Below are 17,838 nucleotides of genomic sequence, written 5' to 3'. Positions count from 1 at the left end.
TTATAAAAGTTCCGTAATGGCTGTTAGCCAGGTTAACTGGTGTTTTTTGTGGAGATGAGATTTCTAACTCATCTGGATCAAAATCAAAAGCACGATAACGATATCTTTTATGTTGATTAACCCGTTTAGGGCAGTTATTGTTTTTACATTTGTATTTGGTGTAATGTTTTCTATGTTTTTCTTTAGAGAGAGCATGGCCACAAAATGGGCAATAGTAAGTAGGATGTGTTTTAGGTTGATGAGGCTTTTTTGGAGCCTATTGATATTTACAAACTTTACACTGAAGTTTTTGATATCCATCTGGATCACGTCCAAAGAGTCTGAGATAGTCTTCAAAGGGGCTCCACAGTGTGGGCATTCATCGACATCAACATTTAAAGATTTAATTCTGCGTACAGGTTTGATTGGTTGTCCATTTTTTTCAGCTTCAGCGAGTAATGTTTGATAATCTTTGTAAACAGGTTTTATAAGAGGTAAAGGATCATCAAGGTTGTTTAGTTTAGAGTAGCTGTCATCAATCTGGTTAGATGGTTTAAAATCAATACGGAAATATTGTGAAAGAATTAAAAAGAGATTAAGAAGAAAATTTAATAAAGAATTTAAGAGGATATTGAGTAGTGGTTGACGAATCATAACTTACGAATCCCTCCATTCTGGGTGTAGTGAGTTTTGGTTTGGTCAACTACTACCTACTACTCCAGGGGGAGGGATTCCTTCTTTTTTAGGAAAATCCCGACTCTACAAGGAAAAACCAAGCTTTTGTCCCTTTGAAAAGGGAGAAAATTTGACGGAACAGTAAAGTTACAAGGAGGTTATATTATGTTTAAATTACTTCGAAAGTGGTTTGACAATAAAATTGTAAACAAAGGTAAAAAAAAATATACATCTTGATAGTTTAAGTTTAATTGAAACAGATAAAAAAGAAACTATACTTGAATTTAAAAGAGAAGATGAGTTGAAAATTAACAAAGAAGACTGGCTAGAAATCCCTTTAAATAAAGAAAGTCATGATTGTTGGAATAATCTCTTTTTCAAGAGTCTAGCTAGTCAAGTTGTAGGTTTAGCTGCAAACTTAGGAGTGGCACGATTTACACTTAACGGGCTTTACACTGCAACAGTAAATCCAGCTTCATTAATAAAATATTCAAATGGGACTTTAGGTTCCATTGTAAGGGGCCAAAGAGGTCTTTTTGAAGCACATGCTGGATTTAAACCAGCAGGAAGTGCAGTACTCGCTCCAATTTTAATGTTCCAAGTAATGTCAATAATAACAGGCCAATATTACCTACACGGTATAAACAAACAATTAAATATTATAAATGAAAAATTGGATGAATTAATAAGATTAAATCATGTTGAAAGATCAGCTAAAATAAAAGCATGTATTCATGTATTAAGAGATTTAAGTAAAAGAAAAACTGCAAATATTGAAGATATGATCCAATTAAAACAAGCCATGTTTGAACTAAAAGTTATTCACGAGTAATATTCTGAACTTCTAACAAATATTGATTTTAATAATATAAAAGATGTACTTAACAAAATGCGGACAAAAAGCAAAATTAGAGAACTTAAAAATAGGATTAAAATAGACAACTTTATTTATAAAATTAAAATAGCGATATTAGCTGATGAATTATATCACCTTGGAATTTTTCTTGAATTATACTTAAATAGTCTAATGAAAGATAATTTGGAAAGCAGAAGCGCAAGAATAATAGAATTAATTGATGAACTCAGGAATTGGAATGAAGACCAATTCTATTTTAACAGAATTGGTAAACAATTGTTCCAAGACTATTACAATAAAGTTCTAAATACAGTTGAAAAAATATATGAAGGAGCAATTCTTAATAAAGAAGAAGCAAAAAAATTAAAAAATTAGGCTCTCCGTCAAATGTTGTGAAAGATAAGTTGGCTCCGTTGAATTGATTGGTAAATTGATTTTGAAATAAACATTTAAATTTAATAACTTAACATTGCATTAAATACTCTTCTCCTTAGATTCATAACATTTGGAACACCATATCCAATCCTTTTGATCAATTTAATCTTGTTATTGATACCCTCAGCAAAGCCATTGGTTATCTTAGTCTTAAAATAATTTAGTATTTTTTCTTCCCATCTTTGTATTATCTTTTTTACCTGGTAAAAAGGCATCAGCTTGCTTTTTATTACTTCTTTATACCACCTTTTTAGAGCTCTGGTGGCTTCTTTCACATCATCTAGCTGCAATAAGTCTCTGAATTCCTCTTTTAATTCCCAGGCCTTTTCTAGAGCTGGACTGAGTTCAAATAATTTGATGAGCTTTTCATGTTCTTCATCTGTCAATTCTTCAGCTCGTTTTTGGAGTAATAAACGACTTTGAAAAAACTTTCTTCTCTGATGATTATTTACTGTTTGTTGAACTTGTTTTCTAACTTCATCAAGGGCTCTGTTCATTAAAGTTACAAGATGAAATTTATCTATAACAATTTTTGCATGAGTAAATGCTGCATCTGCTACTGCTTTGAACGGCCGCCACATATCCATAGAGATCGATTGAATCTGTCGTCTTTGTTCATCTTCCCAACAATTAAAGTAGTCAATTAAATCATCCTTTTTGCGAGTAGGTAAAATGTCAATTAACTCCCGATTAATTGGATCTGTAATGCTAACTCCATATTTATGGCGTTTTAAAACTGCAAATTCATCGATACTGATGGCTTTTAATTGACTAAGTTTTGAAACTTGTTGTTTAATGAGAGGGTCAACTACTTTTTTAACTGCATTATTAACAGCTGTATAACTTAACCCGTTTTCTCTAGCAACTTTAGAATAATCCTTGCTGACAGTTTCTTTAGCAAGATATTTATCAAAGCGTTTGGTTTTACGGGCATATTTATCAATACTTTCATATTTTTCAGGGATACCCCTCTTATGACAATAAGGACAACGATATCTTTTCTTTAGAAGTCTAATGATTACTAGTTTACCTCTTATGGGGATGTCTCTAATATTTTGCCATTTTGTATCATGGATTTTATTAGTGATATTACCACACTGAGGACACACAATGTGATTTTTCTTTGCTTCAGCGATAAAAATATATCTGTCCTCCGTTGAAATAATTTCAGTTGCAATAATGTCTGGCAAATCAAGAAATTTTATGATATTATTATATTGCATTTGCTGGACTCCTTTCTTTGGTTTTTAGTTCGCAACTAATTAATTCAACGGGGCCAGCAAATGCCTTTTTATTTTTTATAATTTTTTCTTCACAACATTAATTATAGACCCAAAAATTATTATTATCATGAGTATTTAAAATATCAAAGTGAAATTAAGGAAAAAAGTCAACAGAAAGCACAAGCATTACTTTCTCAATCAAAAAGACTAGTTAATAATTTTGAACAACCAATCAAAATAGCAATAGAAATGAATGAAGGACAATCCAGGCTTTTTATTCGCCAACAAAATAATGCTGCTTAAACTCTAATTAGTTTTTAACTTAAAATCGGCAAGTAAACCAAAATAAATGGAATTTTCTCCTAAATAGATGTCCTAAAGCCAGTTTTACACTTTTTAATCTTTAAAAACTGCATATTAATGACTAATGTAAAGCAAACATCCATATTGATGCGATTTTTGGGTATAAGAAACTAAGCCTCCATTAGGGGGCTTTCAAAATAAATATTGTTCAACTATTTTTCTATGCAAAAACAATAGTTTTAAAGAAGTATTTAAGCTTGTGGTGAATATAATTGATTACTCTTTCAAGCCATTTACTCGGAGCAAATCTAATATGTCGGTAATAACTATTACCAACTAGGTTGCCTGGCAGATTATATAGTATCCTTCTTAATGTGGTTATTTCATGCTTCTACATGTCTTCCAGTTTAATTAACAGAAAGAGTTCATTACACTTTTTGTTTTGCTAACTGTTTTGGGAGAAGGCAAATCTTTCTTTTAGTTCATCAATCCTGTTTTCAATATCACAACGTTGATTATATTCATGGAAAATTTCCTCGTTCTTCAAAGTATTTGAAATTATTATGGTCAAATATACCACGGTCACCACAGATACGCTTTATATACCAGTTAGAAGGAACTATTTTTTCACAGCTTATGAAGAAATCAAGAAATTTATGGTTAGTATGATATTTTCTGTTTTCAAGTGTCAGGTCAAGAATTTCATTAGTATTAGAAATAATTCCCAGCTTTTCTTTGAAAGAAGTTAGCATAAATTTGATCTTCTCTAAGAGATTCCATATGTGAAAATCTTGAATAACCCTGTATTACAGCGTCAACCATAAAATCTATTATGTCAGCAGTAGAAAATACAGAATTTGGCGCCTTGTTATATGATATCGTATTCTTAATTAAATCTTTGAAACCAATGATATTCTTAAAAGCTTCAATGTATGTAAAGGCTACATTTAAAGATACTGTTTATTATCAAATGTAACTTTTGCGATTAAGTTATTTACCTACTTTATTTTTTCCGCTAAACTCATAATAGGGATACCCCTTTCTGGAATTTTTTTCCTGCTAATTATTTGCCAGAAAAGAGGAGTTATCCCTTTTATTTTTTATAAAAAATTTTTCAATAATTTATGTTATCAAAGTCCATAATATCAGGCATTAGGCATTTTACTTGCCGAATCTAAGTTAAAATTTATACAAATGGTCCTGAAAAAATAGTATCAGTAGTAATGAATAATATTGAAACTCTTTACGAATTTAATCGTGAAAACTTTGAAGAATACTTTGAGATTATTAATGAATACTAACCACATGCCTAATAAAATATTCAAGGAAAATTATAGGTCTTATTTTGGTATTTTTGGCTTTAGGAGCCTTTGTTGCAAGTGATTGTTTTTTTATGTTTGTGCTGGGTGAACTAGATTTGTTCTTACCCGAGTTCGACAGTAAATAGGTATATTTAGACTTGTTTTTGAGTAAGAATCCTGATATATCAACATTAATTTCATATCTCCAGCTTTGCCATAATTACTGGGATTCAGAAGCCGGGTATTCCAAAACCAAAGTTATCTATTCTTTTGGAAGGGAGGATCAATTAGATCGAAAGGTTTTAGAACGTCTGGTAGATAGCATTAACCGTTACCTGAATCCTGAAGAGGCAATGTTTGCTAAAGATAAAATTGTCAGAGCAGCTGACTTTTCTTTTGTCCTTGCCAAAAAATTTGGTGGTGTCTGGGCGCTGGATCAACTGTGGCGATTCTTCTGTTTCGACGTGTGCTATGGATTTTCTTTTAGAGGTAAAAGATGAACTGGAAGAACAGGTATTTAATTCGGTTGCTCATTTATTAAATCTGGAAGTAGATCTTCTCTTTTTTGATACCACTTCCTGCTATTTTGAAGTTCAGCCAGGCGAGGTGCCTGAAGATGACAACTTCAGACAATTAGGGTTTTCTAAAAATAAAAGGCCTGATTTAGTCCAAATGGTTATAGGACTGGCTGTCACTAGAGATGGTATTCCAATTAAAAACTGGGTCTGGTCTGGTAATATTTCTGATATGTCTGTTATTCAGGAAGTTAAAGATGACCTGGTGGGTTGGAAATTAGGTCGAGTCATCTCAGTTATGGACTGTGGGTTTGCTTCAGATGAAAATAAACGCTATTTACAGAGAGCAGGCGGCCATTACATAATGGGAGAAAAACTTCGCTCCAGCAAGAAAGAAGTAAAAGAAGCCCTGGCCCGTTCAGGACGTTATCAAAAGATTAAAGATAACCTTGAGATAAAAGAAATCATAGTTGGTGATGGTGAAGCAAGAAAGCGTTATGTTTTTTAGCCTATAATCCTTTAGAAGCCAGAAGGCAGAAAGGACAAAGAGAACAGATTATCAAAGAAATAGAAAGCCAGTTAAAGTCTCTAAGACAATTATCCGGTAAAGCACATACTAAAGCTATGTGTAATTTGAGGTCTCACCCTACTTATGGCAAGTATATCAGGCAATTAAAAGATGGTCGTTTAAAGCTTAACAGGATGAAGGTCAGGGAAGAAGAAAAATATGACGGCAAATATCTAATTACCACATCAGATGATACCCTTTCAGCCGAAGATGTAGCTTTAGGGTACAAACAGCTTGTAGAGATAGAAAACTCGTTTAGGACACTAAAAAATGACTTGGAGATAAGGCCGGTATATCATTGATTAGAAGAAAGAATCAGAGCCCATGTATTACTATCATGGTTGGCTTTATTGTTAGTCAGGGTTGCAGAAAATGCTACAAAGATGACCTGGAGAAACCTTCGCCATGAATTAGATAAGATCAAAATAGGAAAATTTATTTTTAATTCTGGAGAGGTATATCAATGTACAGAATTAACCAACAAACAGCTTAAGATCATTGAAATGGTGGGAATCAGGAAGCCTTCAGGGTATCCAAAAATTGAGCCAAAATCATAGGTACAGCTCTAAAAAGGAGTCAAACCTTTATGGATGCTGTAATAACGGCTTTTATTAGATATTTTTTTACCTATGAGCTGTCGAATTCGGGTTCTTCTTTATGGAAAGTTATTAATTTTTTGCAGATCTATTGTGAGATTGGACAGGGAGTTTAACGGGATTTATTCGTTCCTGTTAGTTTCCATATAAAATTATTTATAATCATAATAAAAATATTTAATTCCAGCAGGAGAGATATAAACTTTGTAGAAGTTATAATATTTGTGGGTATGCTAATCAATGTGAGGTGACTTCAGAGTGAAACAGGAGTATTTACGAAAAATTCCGGCGGTAAATCGTCTGTTACAGACGACAGAGATACAAAATATTCTGACTGAATATCCCCATGATTTGGTGGTTGATCTTATAAATCAGGTTTTAGATAAGAAAAGAAGGGATATTTTAGAAGAAACTACTGATCCAGAAAAACTTGATCTTTCGATAGAGGGGCTAGCCAGAGAAGCTAAAGAAGCTATTCTTGCTTATATGGCTCCCCGTTTAAAAAAGGTTATTAATGCCACTGGTACAGTTCTCCATACTAATCTGGGGAGAGCGGTTTTGAGTGAAAAGGCTGCAGATGCGCTGGCCCAGATTGCAAGGACATATTCCAACTTAGAATATGACTTAAAAGAAGGGAAAAGGGGTAGCCGTTATACACTGGTAACTGATCTTCTCTGCCGTTTGACCGGTGCTGAAGATGCCCTTGTTGTTAATAATAACGCAGCAGCTGTTCTTTTGGTGCTGAGTACTCTTGCTAAGGGTAAAGAAGTGATTATTTCCCGCGGTGAATTGGTGGAGATTGGTGGATCATTTAGAATGCACGAAGTTATGAAAATCAGCGGCTGTACTCTGGTAGAGGTAGGTTCAACTAATAAAACACATTTATATGATTATGAAAATGCCATCACTTCTGAGACCGGACTTTTAGTCAAAGTACATACCAGCAATTATCAAATTGTAGGTTTCAGTAAGTCAGTAGAAAATAAGGAACTGGTGGAACTGGCACATAAGTATCAAATTCCCGTTTTTGAAGATCTGGGTAGTGGAGTTTTGATTAATCTAGAAAAATATGGAATTGCCCATGAGCCGACAGTACAGGAAGCCGTCTCTCATGGAGTTGATCTGGTTTCTTTTAGTGGAGATAAGCTTCTGGGGGGACCCCAGGCAGGGATTATTGTTGGAAAAAAAGAATACATTCAGCGTTTAAAACGGAATCATTTGCTCCGTGCTCTCAGGGTTGATAAATTTACTCTGGCAGCTTTAGAGGTAACCCTCAAGCATTATTTAAGAGAGGAAGAGGCGATGAATGAGATACCCACATTAAGAATGCTTAAACTAACTGCTGATGTAATTAAAAAACGAGTAGAAAAATTTGCTCAACGTTTAAAGGAGACACTTAATGAGGTAGAAATTCGAGTCGTTGAAGGACGATCTATGGTGGGAGGGGGAAGTCTTCCTTTAGAAGAAATTCCTACCTGGCTTGTTGGGGTTAAATTTAATAGAATTTCTACTACTGATGCCGAAATTCAGCTTCGACAGGGGGAAGTACCGGTTATTTGCCGGATTCAGGATGATGAACTGCTCTTTGATTTGAGAACAGTTTTTCCTGATCAGGAAGATGAGATTCTTGAGGCTTTGCTTAAAGTAAATAGGTGATATGAGAATAACTCTGGAGGTGGAATATAGATATGACTATTGATGAAAAGATTCGGTTAACAAGTTATTCTACTAAAGCTGGTTGAGGCTGTAAATTGGGTCCTGAGACCCTGGCACAGGTTCTGTGCCAATTACCCCAATTACCTGTAGATAAACGGTTGATTGTTGGCCCAGATACTGCTGATGATGCAGGAGTTTTTATCTTAAATGAAGAGATGGCTTTGATTCAAACATTGGACTATTTTACTCCCATTGTTGATGACCCTTATACCTTTGGACAGATTGCAGCGGCTAACGCTTTAAGTGATGTTTACGCAATGGGAGGTTATCCTATCACTGCCTTGAATATTGTTGGGTTCTCTCCGAAAAAACTCCCTCTGGAAGTGTTGGCTCAGATTTTGGCTGGGGGAGCTGATAAAGTGGCAGAAGCGGGGGCCTGTATTGCTGGTGGACACACTATAGATGACCCGGAACCCAAATATGGTCTTTCAGTAGCGGGTTTAGTACATCCCAAAAAAGTTTTAACTAATGCCGGGGCCAAGGTTGGTGATAAACTGGTTTTAACTAAACCTCTCGGAATTGGTATTATAACAACAGCCATCAAAAAGGGGCTGGCTTCAGATGATGTAATTGAAGAAGCAGTTGAGGTTATGACTACTTTAAATAAAGATTCTGCAGAGGCGATGCAGGAAGTGGGTGTCAATGCTTGTACAGATATTACAGGTTTTGGTCTATTAGGTCATGCCTATGAAATGGCAAAGGCCAGCGATGTTGGGATTCGGATCTATAAAGATAAGGTTCCTGTACTTCCAGCTACTTATGAATATGCTCTTCAGAATGTTTTCCCTGGTGGGACCCGTGCTAATTTAAAATATCTTGCTGATAAGGTGGAATTTGCAGAAGGAATCAGTGAGATGGAACAGCTAATTTTGAGTGATGCCATAACTTCTGGTGGTCTTCTCATCTCTGTACCGGAAGAACGGGTTGAAGAATTGATTACGGCACTTAAAGCACGGAAGGGTGTTATTACTACTGCGATAATAGGTGATGTAGTAGCAGAACATCCTCAGAAATTGAAAGTGGAGGTTTAATAATGAAAGTTGAAGAGATTCGGATTTCAGAAAGGCCTTTAATTGATGATTATCGATATAATTTTAAAAAGGTGAAAGAATTTTTTCAATATAATCCACACAATCCATTTTCTTTTGACCAACGTTATCAGTATCTGATGAATCAAAGTTATCCTTTAAAAGAGCTAGCAGATGCCCTGATGAGTTATAATCGACTTTTGGGAGCATCTCAGAAGACTTTTGAAAATATTCAACGTCTGGCTAAAGGAGAAGCGGTTGTTGTTATAACCGGACAGCAGGCAGGGGTTCTTACTGGGCCCCTGTACACTATTTATAAAGCTCTGACAGTGATCCAACTGGCTGACCGGTTAACAATGAGGGGAATTTCGACTGTACCTGTTTTCTGGATTGCCAGCGAAGATCATGACTTTTATGAGATTTCCAGAATATATTTTTTAAACCGGGATCATGAAGAGATAGAAGTAAGGCTAACTGGAGAGGTGTATCGTCAACCTATTGGTAAATTAAATATGCAAAATGAGATCCAGCAGTTTTTAAATCAATTTGAAAAGAAAAGTCCGGATACCGAATTTAAACCTGAGATGATTGAGAAACTAAAGGAAATGGCGAAAGAATCTACCGATCTAGCTCAATGGTTTGGGCGAATAATGACCTGGCTTTTAAAAGATACAGGAATTATATTTGTTGATGCACTGGATCCTGAACTTCGTCGTTTGGGGAAAGAGTTTTTCTTTCAGGTTCTTAAGAAAAGTAATCAGATTACTGTTTTACTGAAGGATGCTGGAAAACGACTGATTCAAGCTGGCTATCCGGTTCAGATTCAGAAAAATGATGATCAAGTACATCTTTTTCTTATCGAAGAAGATGCTCGCTATCCATTGGAAAAGATCGATGGTGGTTATCAATTAAGGGGAAAGGATAGAGTTTATTCCATTGAAGAGATTAAAACCTGGATTGAAAAACAGCCCGAGACTGTCAGTACCAATGTTGTAACCAGACCACTACTTCAGGATCTTTTATTTCCTACTATAGCTTATGTTGGTGGGCCAGGCGAGATTGCTTATTTTGCTCAATATCGGAAGATCTATTCTCTTTTTGATATGGAAATGCCCATTATCTATCCCAGGGTGAGTATGACTCTTATTGAGAACACTATTTTTAGAAGTTTAAAGAAATATGACATACGGCCAATAGATGTTTTTGTGAGATTTGATGAAATTCGTGATAAACACCTTTCAGAAGTTGACCAACTGAACATTAAAGCTAAGTTTAATTTAATCAAGAAAAAGTTTATTCCAGAGTATCAAAAATTGATCAAAGACTTACAGCAGTTAGATTCGAAATTTAAAAAGCTGGGTTCTGACAATCTCAAGCGGATTATTGACGAGATTAACTATCTGGAAAATAAGGCTCTCCATCAACATCGGAAAAATTCTGAAATTCTTTTACGGCGGCTGGATAAAATCGAAATGAACATGTATCCAAATGGAAATTTTCAGGAAAGGCGGTTTAACATTTTCCCGTATTTGTTTAAGTATCAACAAACCTTAATCCAGGAACTTCTTAAACTTGATTTGCTTTCCTTTAACTGTCACTATTTGATCTATCTTTAAGAACAATCTTCTTTTCCCTTCATATACTATATTAATGATACATTAAATTGGAGGGGAAGAAGATGTATTTGATTGAAAAAATCCCCGAACTTCTTTTTAATCAGGAGTATTCCTTTGTCTGGGGAATTATGTCTATTTTGCTAGGTTATCTTATTTATCAGCAGCATCAGATGAGTAAGGTTATGGATGAGCGATGGATTGAGCTAAAAAATTGGTTTAAGGAGAATAAATATCGCTATAGTGAGATTGAAGAAGAACTTAAATATTTACGGCAAATGATTAAAGAGGATATGTACTCTTCATTACGTCAGATGGAAAGGGAACTTCAGCAGTTGGATGATTTGAATCGGATTATAGAAGAAACTAAAGTTGATCAGCGGGGTTGGTTTGAATCTCTCCGTGATGATTTTAATCAATTTCGATCGGAGTTCCGTGATATTTTAAAATTTGTTCTTAATGGTCGAAAAAATAATAATTGAATGTTAAAAAAGTGATGAACTTTTTCATCACTTTTTTTATTAAAAAAAGGTAATTTTGAATTAGAGAAGAATATAAATTAATGATTAAACTGCAAAAAGCTAATTTTGAGCGATATAGAAATTTTTCGTTAAACCATCTCAGTGAGATTTCAGTTGAAATAAGGCCTCATCACAGGATGTGATGAGCTAATCAAGTCACTGAAATCGAACGTTAGATAGTTCGAAAAATTTCTCCTTAAGCGAAAAATTAGCTTTTTGCAGTAAGAGTATTAATGAAATCTTTATCTGGGAGATGATAAAAGTGCAATTTCGTAGGGCTACTTTTACTGATAAAAAAAGGATAATTGAGATTTGCAGTAATATCTGGGAAGGGGATGATTACATCCCCAATATTCTGGATCAGTGGATAGCAGATGATAAAGGAGAATTTACTGTATTGGTTGAAGATGGTCAGATAATGGGCATGGGCAAATTAACCTTTGCTGAACCCGGTGTGGGATGGTTAGAGGGGTTACGGGTTGCTCCAGAGGCCCGTGGTCGCGGTTATGCCAGAGAAATAACCCGCTATTTCATTCGAAAAGGACGGGAGATGGGTTTTGATCGATTACAGTTAAGTACATATTATCAAAACGATGCCAGTATTCATATAATTGAGAGTTACGGATTTAAGCGGATTGCTGATTTTTATTATGCTGAACAGAAAGTAAATCCTACAAAAAATCTTTTTAGAGATGAAGTTATGCAGGCTACTTTAAATGGGGTGGACTATGAAGAATTGGTTCAGCTTTTCTTAAATGCGCCAGAGCAGAAAGTAGTAAATGGTTTTATAGGATTGGGATGGTTTTTTAAAAAACTTAAAAAAGAAGAACTTAACAATGCAATAAAGAGAGGTCATATTTACTATTTGAAAAAAGATGGTCAGATTGTTGGGGGTATTTTCATTTATCCAGATCATAAAAAAGATAATAGCTATTATATCCCAATGGTAACAGGAACAGATGAAGCTATTACAGCTCTTTTACAATGGGTTTATGAGGATGCTGTAAGACGGGGATTTAAGACTTTGGCAGCTATGATTCCCAACGATTCCCGATTGAAATCGATTTATTTAGATCAGGGCTTTAAACATTGGGAAGAAGGTATAGATGCTAACGTTTTTGTTTATGAACTGAAGTTAAGAGGGGGTGATGAATAGTGATGCGCCCCAAAATTCCTCCTTATATTGCTTTAGTGATTGGTGTTGCTGCAGTTTCCTTTGCTGCTATTTTTATCAAACTTGCTTCTGCACCGCCAGCAGTAGTTGCCTTTTATCGAATGGGTGTTGCTACTTTGATTCTTGCACCTTTTACTATAGCTAAAAGAGGAAAGGAATTTAGAACTCTTACTAAAAGACAAATCTTTCTTCTTGTTCTTGGGGGATTATTACTTTCTTTACATTTTATCTTCTGGATTTCATCTTTTGCCCATACCAGTGTGGCAAGTTCTGTAATCTTTGTTACTACCCAGCCCATTTTTGTGGCTGTTGCTGCAGCTTTGATTTTAAAAGAAAAGCCCGGTCTTTTTCTACTCTCCGGGATTGCTCTGGCTTGTGTTGGTAGTCTTGTGATTGGAGCCGGTGATTTGTCATTAAGTGTTACCAATTTGTATGGTGATCTAATGGCCCTGGGTGGTTCAATTATGGCTGCAGGATATTTTCTTGTTGGCCGCCATCTGCGTAAATCTCTATCCCTGGGAGTATATATTTTATCAGTGTATGGATTTTGTTCTCTATTTTTGCTTCTTTATATCCTTATTAACCAGATTCACCTTTTAGGTTATGATTCATTGACCTGGTTTAGTATGGTGATGCTGGCTTTGGTGCCAACTATTATTGGCCATACTTCACTTAATTGGGCTTTGAAATATTTGCATGCTTCTGTGGTTTCAGCCAGTATATTGGGAGAACCGGTAGGAGCAACATTGTTAGCCTGGTTGATTTTGCATGAAAAGCCACAGGTTTTTACTTTGATTGGTGGAATATTAATTCTTGGAGGAATCTGTCTGACAAGTTTGAAACTTGAGAAGTTTGATGATTCTCTGGAAGAGAAAAGTTATCTGGAGGTTAGTGGTTAACCGGAACTGATTTTTGAGACAAAAAGAACTGAGGAAGGAATATTCTCACCTCCTTTTGCAAAGAATACCGATAAAAAGGGAGGTGATTTTTTGTCTAAAGGAAAGTTAGTAGATGATTTAACATTACTGGAGATTAAATTGGAAGTGGCACATGAAATTGGTTTGGCAGATAAAATACGTAAATACGGTTGGAGTGGTCTGAGTGCCAAAGAGGCAGGAAGATTGGGTGGACTTATTACGCAACGGATTCGAAAGATGAAAAAAGAAGAAGAAAAGGCTAAACAGAAGAAAAAGGAAGCCTAAGGGATGAGGTTTAGAGATGAGAAGTATCTGGAAAGGTTCAATAAGTTTTGGATTGGTTAATGTTTTAATAAAGATGTACGTCGCAACCTCCAAAAAAAGTTTACGGTTTCGTCAGCTTCATGATGCCTGTCATATATCAAAAGTGCTGCCCCAGGTGTAATAAAGTTGTTTCTGATGATAGTATTATCAGGGGATAATGAGTATGAAAAAGGCAAATATGTGATTCTTAGAGATGAGGATTTTGATAATATTCCGGTGGCTTCCACAAAAACTATCGATATAGTGGACTTTGTTGAGACCCAATTTACTACAGCAAAAGTTATTATTTTTCTCACAGTGAAGGAGGAGAAAAAGCATATATTTTTTTGGGTCAGGCAATGAAGGAGACCTGAAAAGTTACGATAGCTAAGATTACTATTCGTAATAAAGAAAGCATGGCTTATAGCAGAGTTTTATAGAATGGGATAATTTGTCTGGAAACTATGTACTTTCCTGCTGAAGTAAGAAATAATGCTGATTTGAGGATAGAAGATCTATTAAAAAAATCAAAATTCATGAAAATAAACTGACTATGGCAAAAGAGTTAATTTTCAATTTATCTACAGAATTTATCCCAAAGAAATATACTGATAAATACAGATAAGAACTGCTGAAAATTATCCGTCATAAAATTGAAGGAGAAGAAATTGAAATTCCAGAATAGTATAGATCTTATGGATGCGCTTAGGGCCAGCTTAAGAGCCGTCCAGAAAGAGTGGAAAAAAGAAGAAGCTGAGTCCAAAAAAGAACCTGAAAAGGTGGCAAAGTAGCAAACTATGTTAAAATATGGCTATTTAAAACCAATGGAACCCCGTTTCACAGATAAACCTTTTAATTCCAGGAATCATCTTTTCCAGGTAAAGTGAGACGGGGTAAAAATTATTGCATTTATTGAAGATGATAGGGTACAGTTACAAAATCGCAAATTACGCCCCTGAATCCATGTTTACCCTGATTTTCAAAAATTAAATCGATTTATCAAGGTATGTCAGACTATATTGGATGGAGAAATGGTGGTTTTAGTTAATGGTAAATCCAGTTTTGCTGCAATTTTAAAACGTGATTTAAAGATCGATGGAACTAGAATCAAATTGGCAGTTCGGAAGTTTCCTGCAACTTTTATTGCTTTTGATTTACTATCCTTAGATAATAAAGATTTGATTGGTGAACCTTTAGAATACCACTTAGAACTTTTAGAAAAATTGCAATTCCCCATGATTATTTTCAGATCATTGAAGATTTTTCTGATGGAATAACACTTTTTAAAGCCGTTAGAGCTCAGGAAATGGAAGGTATTGTGGCCAAAGAAAAAACAATTCCATATCTCCCTGGTAGAAAATCGCCTATTTCTACCCCCCTCTATTGGGAGAAAGTAGAACCATCGATTAATCCGGAAAATTTTAATCTAAAAACTATATCAAAAAGGTTTAAGGAAATGGATGATCTTTTTGCTCCTGTTTTATACGAAAAACAGCGGATTGATGAGGCACTTGAAATTTTACAAAGAGATTTTCCTACAGTAAAATAAGACTTTTTCCCTTTTGCTAAAAGGAATAAATTATTGTATAATGTAATGTAGTGGTTATACAGAATTCTTAAAAAGATCGGGAGGCTTTTGAACATGAGTGAAGAGCAGGCGATTGGAATTATGGGAGGGACTTTTGATCCCATTCATTATGGCCATCTCATGTTAGCAGATTGTGCTCTTGACCAATTTAAATTAGAACAGGTGATCTTTGTACCATCTGCTAATCCGCCTCACAAGTTTAATAAAAAGATCACCCCTGTAGAGATGAGATATGAGATGACCCTTTTAGCTACAATGGATAACCCGTATTTTACCGTATCTAAGGTGGAAATGAAGCGACCAGGTTCGTCTTACACCATTGATACGGTAAAGTATTTTCGGGAACGTTATCCTGAATATCAGATATATTTTATTACCGGTGCAGATACCATTTTAGAGATAGATACCTGGAAATCACCTAATGAACTAATGCAGATTGTCTATTTTATTGCTGCAGTTCGTCCGGGTTATTCATTTGAAAGATTGGAGAAAGAATTTTACCAGAAATACAGAGATCGAATCTTCTTTTTAGAGATGCCAGAAATCGGCATTTCATCTACGGATATTCGCAATCGAATTAAAGCAGGTAAAACAATAAAATATCAAGTTCATCCTGCAGTAGAAGCTTATATTAAAAAATACCAACTTTATTTAAAGGAGTAAGGAGTCGTGTCCAAATGGATTATGCTATAATTCGCCAACGATTAAAACAAATGTTAGATTATAACCGTTATCAGCACACTCTTGGTGTAGAAGAGACGGCTGTTAAATTAGCAGAGCATTATGGAGCTTCAGTTGAACAGGCCAGGTTGGCTGGATTACTCCATGATTGTGCAAAATGTCTATCCAAATTTAACCTCTTGAGAAGACTGGAAGGTTCTGATATAGTGGTAGATGAAATGGAAAAAGAAGTGGAACCATTGCTACATGGACCTGTAGGTGCTATTATAGCCAGGGAAGATTTTGGTATTCAGGATCCGGCAGTTTTACGGGCTATTCGTTATCATACAACAGGGGCGCCTGATATGACCCTTCTTGACAAAATTATTTATCTGGCTGATTATATTGAGCCAGGTAGAGATTGTCCAGGAATTGAAGAAGTGAGGAAATTGGCTTTTGTCAATCTTGATCAGGCAATTATCCTCGCCTGTGGTCGGACTATCATTTATGAGATCAATCGGAATAATCGGATACACTTGCGTACAGTTGAAATGAGAAATGCACTGCTTAGAAGGGGTGAAAGGAGATGAATAATAGAGACGAACGGCTGTACAACAGTACAGAATGTCATTATAAGAAATATAAATTTTTAAAGAAATTTCTTTTAGTTGTTCTATTTGTTTTTATTATAATTGGAGGTCTTTTTGGAGTTTTTTTATATGACTTTTTTTATGGTGAAAAAATTACTTTTACCGTTAAGAATAACCAACCGATTGCTCTTTCAAAAGTCAATATTCTCTTAATTGGATATGATTCTGAATTAAATGGTAGGCCAAGGTCTGATACTCTTATGTTAGCCAGTTTTGATATAAAAGAAAAAGCTGTAGGAATCTTGAGTATCCCACGGGATACCCGGGTTCTGATTCCGGGCCATGAGAAGCATACTAAGGTAAATGCTGCTTTTGCTGAAGGCGGTGGTCAATTGGCAATGGATACCATTAGTCAGTTTTTGGGTATACCTGTGAATTATTATATTGCTACCAATTTTGATGGAGTTGCCGGAATAATTGATACTTTAGGTGGAATTGAAATTGATGTAGAAGAAGATATGAAATATGTTGATAATGCTGCAGGTCTTGTTATTGATATTCCTAAAGGTAGACAGATTTTAGATGGTGAAAAAGCCGTTAAATATCTCCGTTATCGTGAACCAGTCTATGCTGATTTAGGCAGAATTGCTCGACAGCAGAAGTTTATTAATGCAGCTATCAAACAGTTTTTGAGTCCTGAACTGATTTTAAAGGTGCCTAAACTAATTCAGCAGTTCAATAACAGTATCAGTACTAATATGTCATATAAAGATATGATGAATCTTGCTAAATTGATGAAAGATATTAAAAGTGAAAATATTAAAAGTGCCCGGATTCCCGGTGAATCTAAATATATAGATGGGATATCATATTTTATCCATGAACCTGAAGGTACCAGGAAATTGGTAAATGATCTAATTGTCAGTAAAGAATATATTGCAAATAGCAAGTATCGGGTTGCTGTTTTTAATGGTAACGGAATCCACGGAGCTGCTGCGAAAATTTCCAGAGATATAGAACTTCATGGTTTTAAAGTAGATAAAATTGCAAATGCTGACCATTATAATTATGAAAATACATTGGTGATTTATACCAAAGAAGTAACTGATGAAATTAAGGCATTGGCTGAATTGGTTAATGGTCAGATTATACCATTAGCTGAATCTGCTTATGCGATTGATGAGAGTTTTAAAGAATTTGATATACTGGTGATTGTCGGCAAGGATTTTTCAGGTAATTCCCAGTAAGGATATTGCCAACAGAAGAATTATATAATA

The 17,838-nt window shown here is 35.0% G+C and carries 19 protein-coding genes and 2 pseudogenes; 18 read left to right on the top strand and 3 right to left on the bottom strand.

What is annotated here, in order from left to right; genetic code table 11:
- Positions 1-63: 63 nt before the first annotated feature.
- Positions 64-633: a hypothetical protein gene (locus BBF96_RS16670; RefSeq protein ID WP_205665741.1), complete on the bottom strand. Its 570-nt coding sequence runs from the start codon at positions 631-633 to the stop codon at positions 64-66.
- Positions 634-955: 322 nt separating this feature from the next.
- Here BBF96_RS16670 and BBF96_RS07415 point away from each other — a divergent pair, with 322 nt between their 5' ends.
- Together BBF96_RS07415 and BBF96_RS07410 are read left to right on the top strand one after the other, a co-directional pair.
- Positions 956-1,486: a hypothetical protein gene (locus BBF96_RS07415; protein ID WP_127016550.1), complete on the top strand. Its 531-nt coding sequence runs from the start codon at positions 956-958 to the stop codon at positions 1,484-1,486.
- Between the two features lie 57 nt (positions 1,487-1,543).
- Positions 1,544-1,885 carry a THUMP domain-containing protein gene (locus BBF96_RS07410; RefSeq protein WP_127016549.1) on the top strand — a complete coding sequence of 114 codons (342 nt, stop codon included), beginning with the start codon at positions 1,544-1,546 and terminating at the stop codon, positions 1,883-1,885.
- A gap of 80 nt (positions 1,886-1,965) precedes the next feature.
- Here BBF96_RS07410 and BBF96_RS07405 read toward each other — a convergent pair whose 3' ends face one another.
- The gene (locus BBF96_RS07405; RefSeq protein WP_081499421.1) at positions 1,966-3,168 is read right to left on the bottom strand and encodes an ISL3 family transposase; all 1,203 of its coding nucleotides are present in this window, start codon (positions 3,166-3,168) and stop codon (positions 1,966-1,968) included.
- Between the two features lie 523 nt (positions 3,169-3,691).
- Positions 3,692-4,457, bottom strand: a pseudogene (locus BBF96_RS07400) (transposase family protein).
- A gap of 473 nt (positions 4,458-4,930) precedes the next feature.
- Here BBF96_RS07400 and BBF96_RS17385 point away from each other — a divergent pair.
- The 16 genes and pseudogenes from BBF96_RS17385 to BBF96_RS07330 all read left to right on the top strand — a co-directional run bounded on the left by BBF96_RS17385 (position 4,931) and on the right by BBF96_RS07330 (position 17,808).
- Positions 4,931-6,412, top strand: a pseudogene (locus BBF96_RS17385) (IS1634 family transposase).
- Positions 6,413-6,709: 297 nt separating this feature from the next.
- A complete protein-coding gene (selA, locus tag BBF96_RS07390; RefSeq protein WP_127016548.1) occupies positions 6,710-8,107 on the top strand; it encodes an L-seryl-tRNA(Sec) selenium transferase in 1,398 nt (465 codons plus the stop codon).
- A gap of 32 nt (positions 8,108-8,139) precedes the next feature.
- Positions 8,140-9,198 carry a selenide, water dikinase SelD gene (selD, locus tag BBF96_RS07385; protein ID WP_127016547.1) on the top strand — a complete coding sequence of 353 codons (1,059 nt, stop codon included), beginning with the start codon at positions 8,140-8,142 and terminating at the stop codon, positions 9,196-9,198.
- 2 nt (positions 9,199-9,200) lie between these two features.
- Entirely contained in the window at positions 9,201-10,811 is a 1,611-nt protein-coding gene (gene bshC, locus BBF96_RS07380; RefSeq protein ID WP_127016546.1) for a bacillithiol biosynthesis cysteine-adding enzyme BshC, read from the top strand.
- Positions 10,812-10,873: 62 nt separating this feature from the next.
- Positions 10,874-11,290, top strand: coding sequence for a hypothetical protein (locus BBF96_RS07375; protein ID WP_127016545.1), 417 nt, complete (start codon positions 10,874-10,876; stop codon positions 11,288-11,290).
- A 301-nt stretch (positions 11,291-11,591) separates the two neighbouring features.
- Entirely contained in the window at positions 11,592-12,485 is an 894-nt protein-coding gene (locus BBF96_RS07370) for a GNAT family N-acetyltransferase (RefSeq protein ID WP_164730947.1), read from the top strand.
- Positions 12,486-12,487: 2 nt separating this feature from the next.
- The gene (locus BBF96_RS07365) at positions 12,488-13,402 is read left to right on the top strand and encodes a DMT family transporter (RefSeq protein WP_236777923.1); all 915 of its coding nucleotides are present in this window, start codon (positions 12,488-12,490) and stop codon (positions 13,400-13,402) included.
- 90 nt (positions 13,403-13,492) lie between these two features.
- Positions 13,493-13,705, top strand: a complete 213-nt coding sequence (locus BBF96_RS07360; RefSeq protein ID WP_164730946.1) for a small, acid-soluble spore protein, alpha/beta type — start codon at positions 13,493-13,495, stop codon at positions 13,703-13,705.
- Positions 13,706-13,721: 16 nt separating this feature from the next.
- A complete protein-coding gene (locus BBF96_RS16650; RefSeq protein ID WP_205665737.1) occupies positions 13,722-13,865 on the top strand; it encodes a hypothetical protein in 144 nt (47 codons plus the stop codon).
- A gap of 5 nt (positions 13,866-13,870) precedes the next feature.
- Complete coding sequence (locus BBF96_RS16645) at positions 13,871-14,086, top strand: Ku protein (RefSeq protein ID WP_205665736.1); 216 nt, start codon at positions 13,871-13,873, stop codon at positions 14,084-14,086.
- A 305-nt stretch (positions 14,087-14,391) separates the two neighbouring features.
- A complete protein-coding gene (locus BBF96_RS17140; RefSeq protein WP_257792013.1) occupies positions 14,392-14,514 on the top strand; it encodes a hypothetical protein in 123 nt (40 codons plus the stop codon).
- Between the two features lie 168 nt (positions 14,515-14,682).
- On the top strand, positions 14,683-15,000 hold the full coding sequence (locus BBF96_RS07350) for an ATP-dependent DNA ligase (RefSeq protein WP_335876888.1): 318 nt from the start codon (positions 14,683-14,685) through the stop codon (positions 14,998-15,000).
- Between the two features lie 29 nt (positions 15,001-15,029).
- Positions 15,030-15,272 carry a hypothetical protein gene (locus tag BBF96_RS07345; protein ID WP_127016540.1) on the top strand — a complete coding sequence of 81 codons (243 nt, stop codon included), beginning with the start codon at positions 15,030-15,032 and terminating at the stop codon, positions 15,270-15,272.
- Positions 15,273-15,365: 93 nt separating this feature from the next.
- Entirely contained in the window at positions 15,366-15,974 is a 609-nt protein-coding gene (gene nadD, locus BBF96_RS07340) for a nicotinate-nucleotide adenylyltransferase (protein ID WP_127016539.1), read from the top strand.
- Positions 15,975-15,988: 14 nt separating this feature from the next.
- The gene (yqeK, locus tag BBF96_RS07335; RefSeq protein ID WP_127016538.1) at positions 15,989-16,561 is read left to right on the top strand and encodes a bis(5'-nucleosyl)-tetraphosphatase (symmetrical) YqeK; all 573 of its coding nucleotides are present in this window, start codon (positions 15,989-15,991) and stop codon (positions 16,559-16,561) included.
- Positions 16,558-17,808 (top strand): LCP family protein, encoded by a 1,251-nt coding sequence (locus BBF96_RS07330; protein WP_127016537.1) that lies wholly within the window; start codon positions 16,558-16,560, stop codon positions 17,806-17,808. The genes yqeK and BBF96_RS07330 overlap by 4 nt, the downstream gene beginning before the upstream one ends.
- Positions 17,809-17,838: the final 30 nt, after the last annotated feature.

This window comes from Anoxybacter fermentans, from assembly GCF_003991135.1.
GTDB lineage: Bacteria > Bacillota > Halanaerobiia > DY22613 > DY22613 > Anoxybacter > Anoxybacter fermentans.
This window is presented reverse-complemented; position numbering and strand designations above follow the sequence as displayed.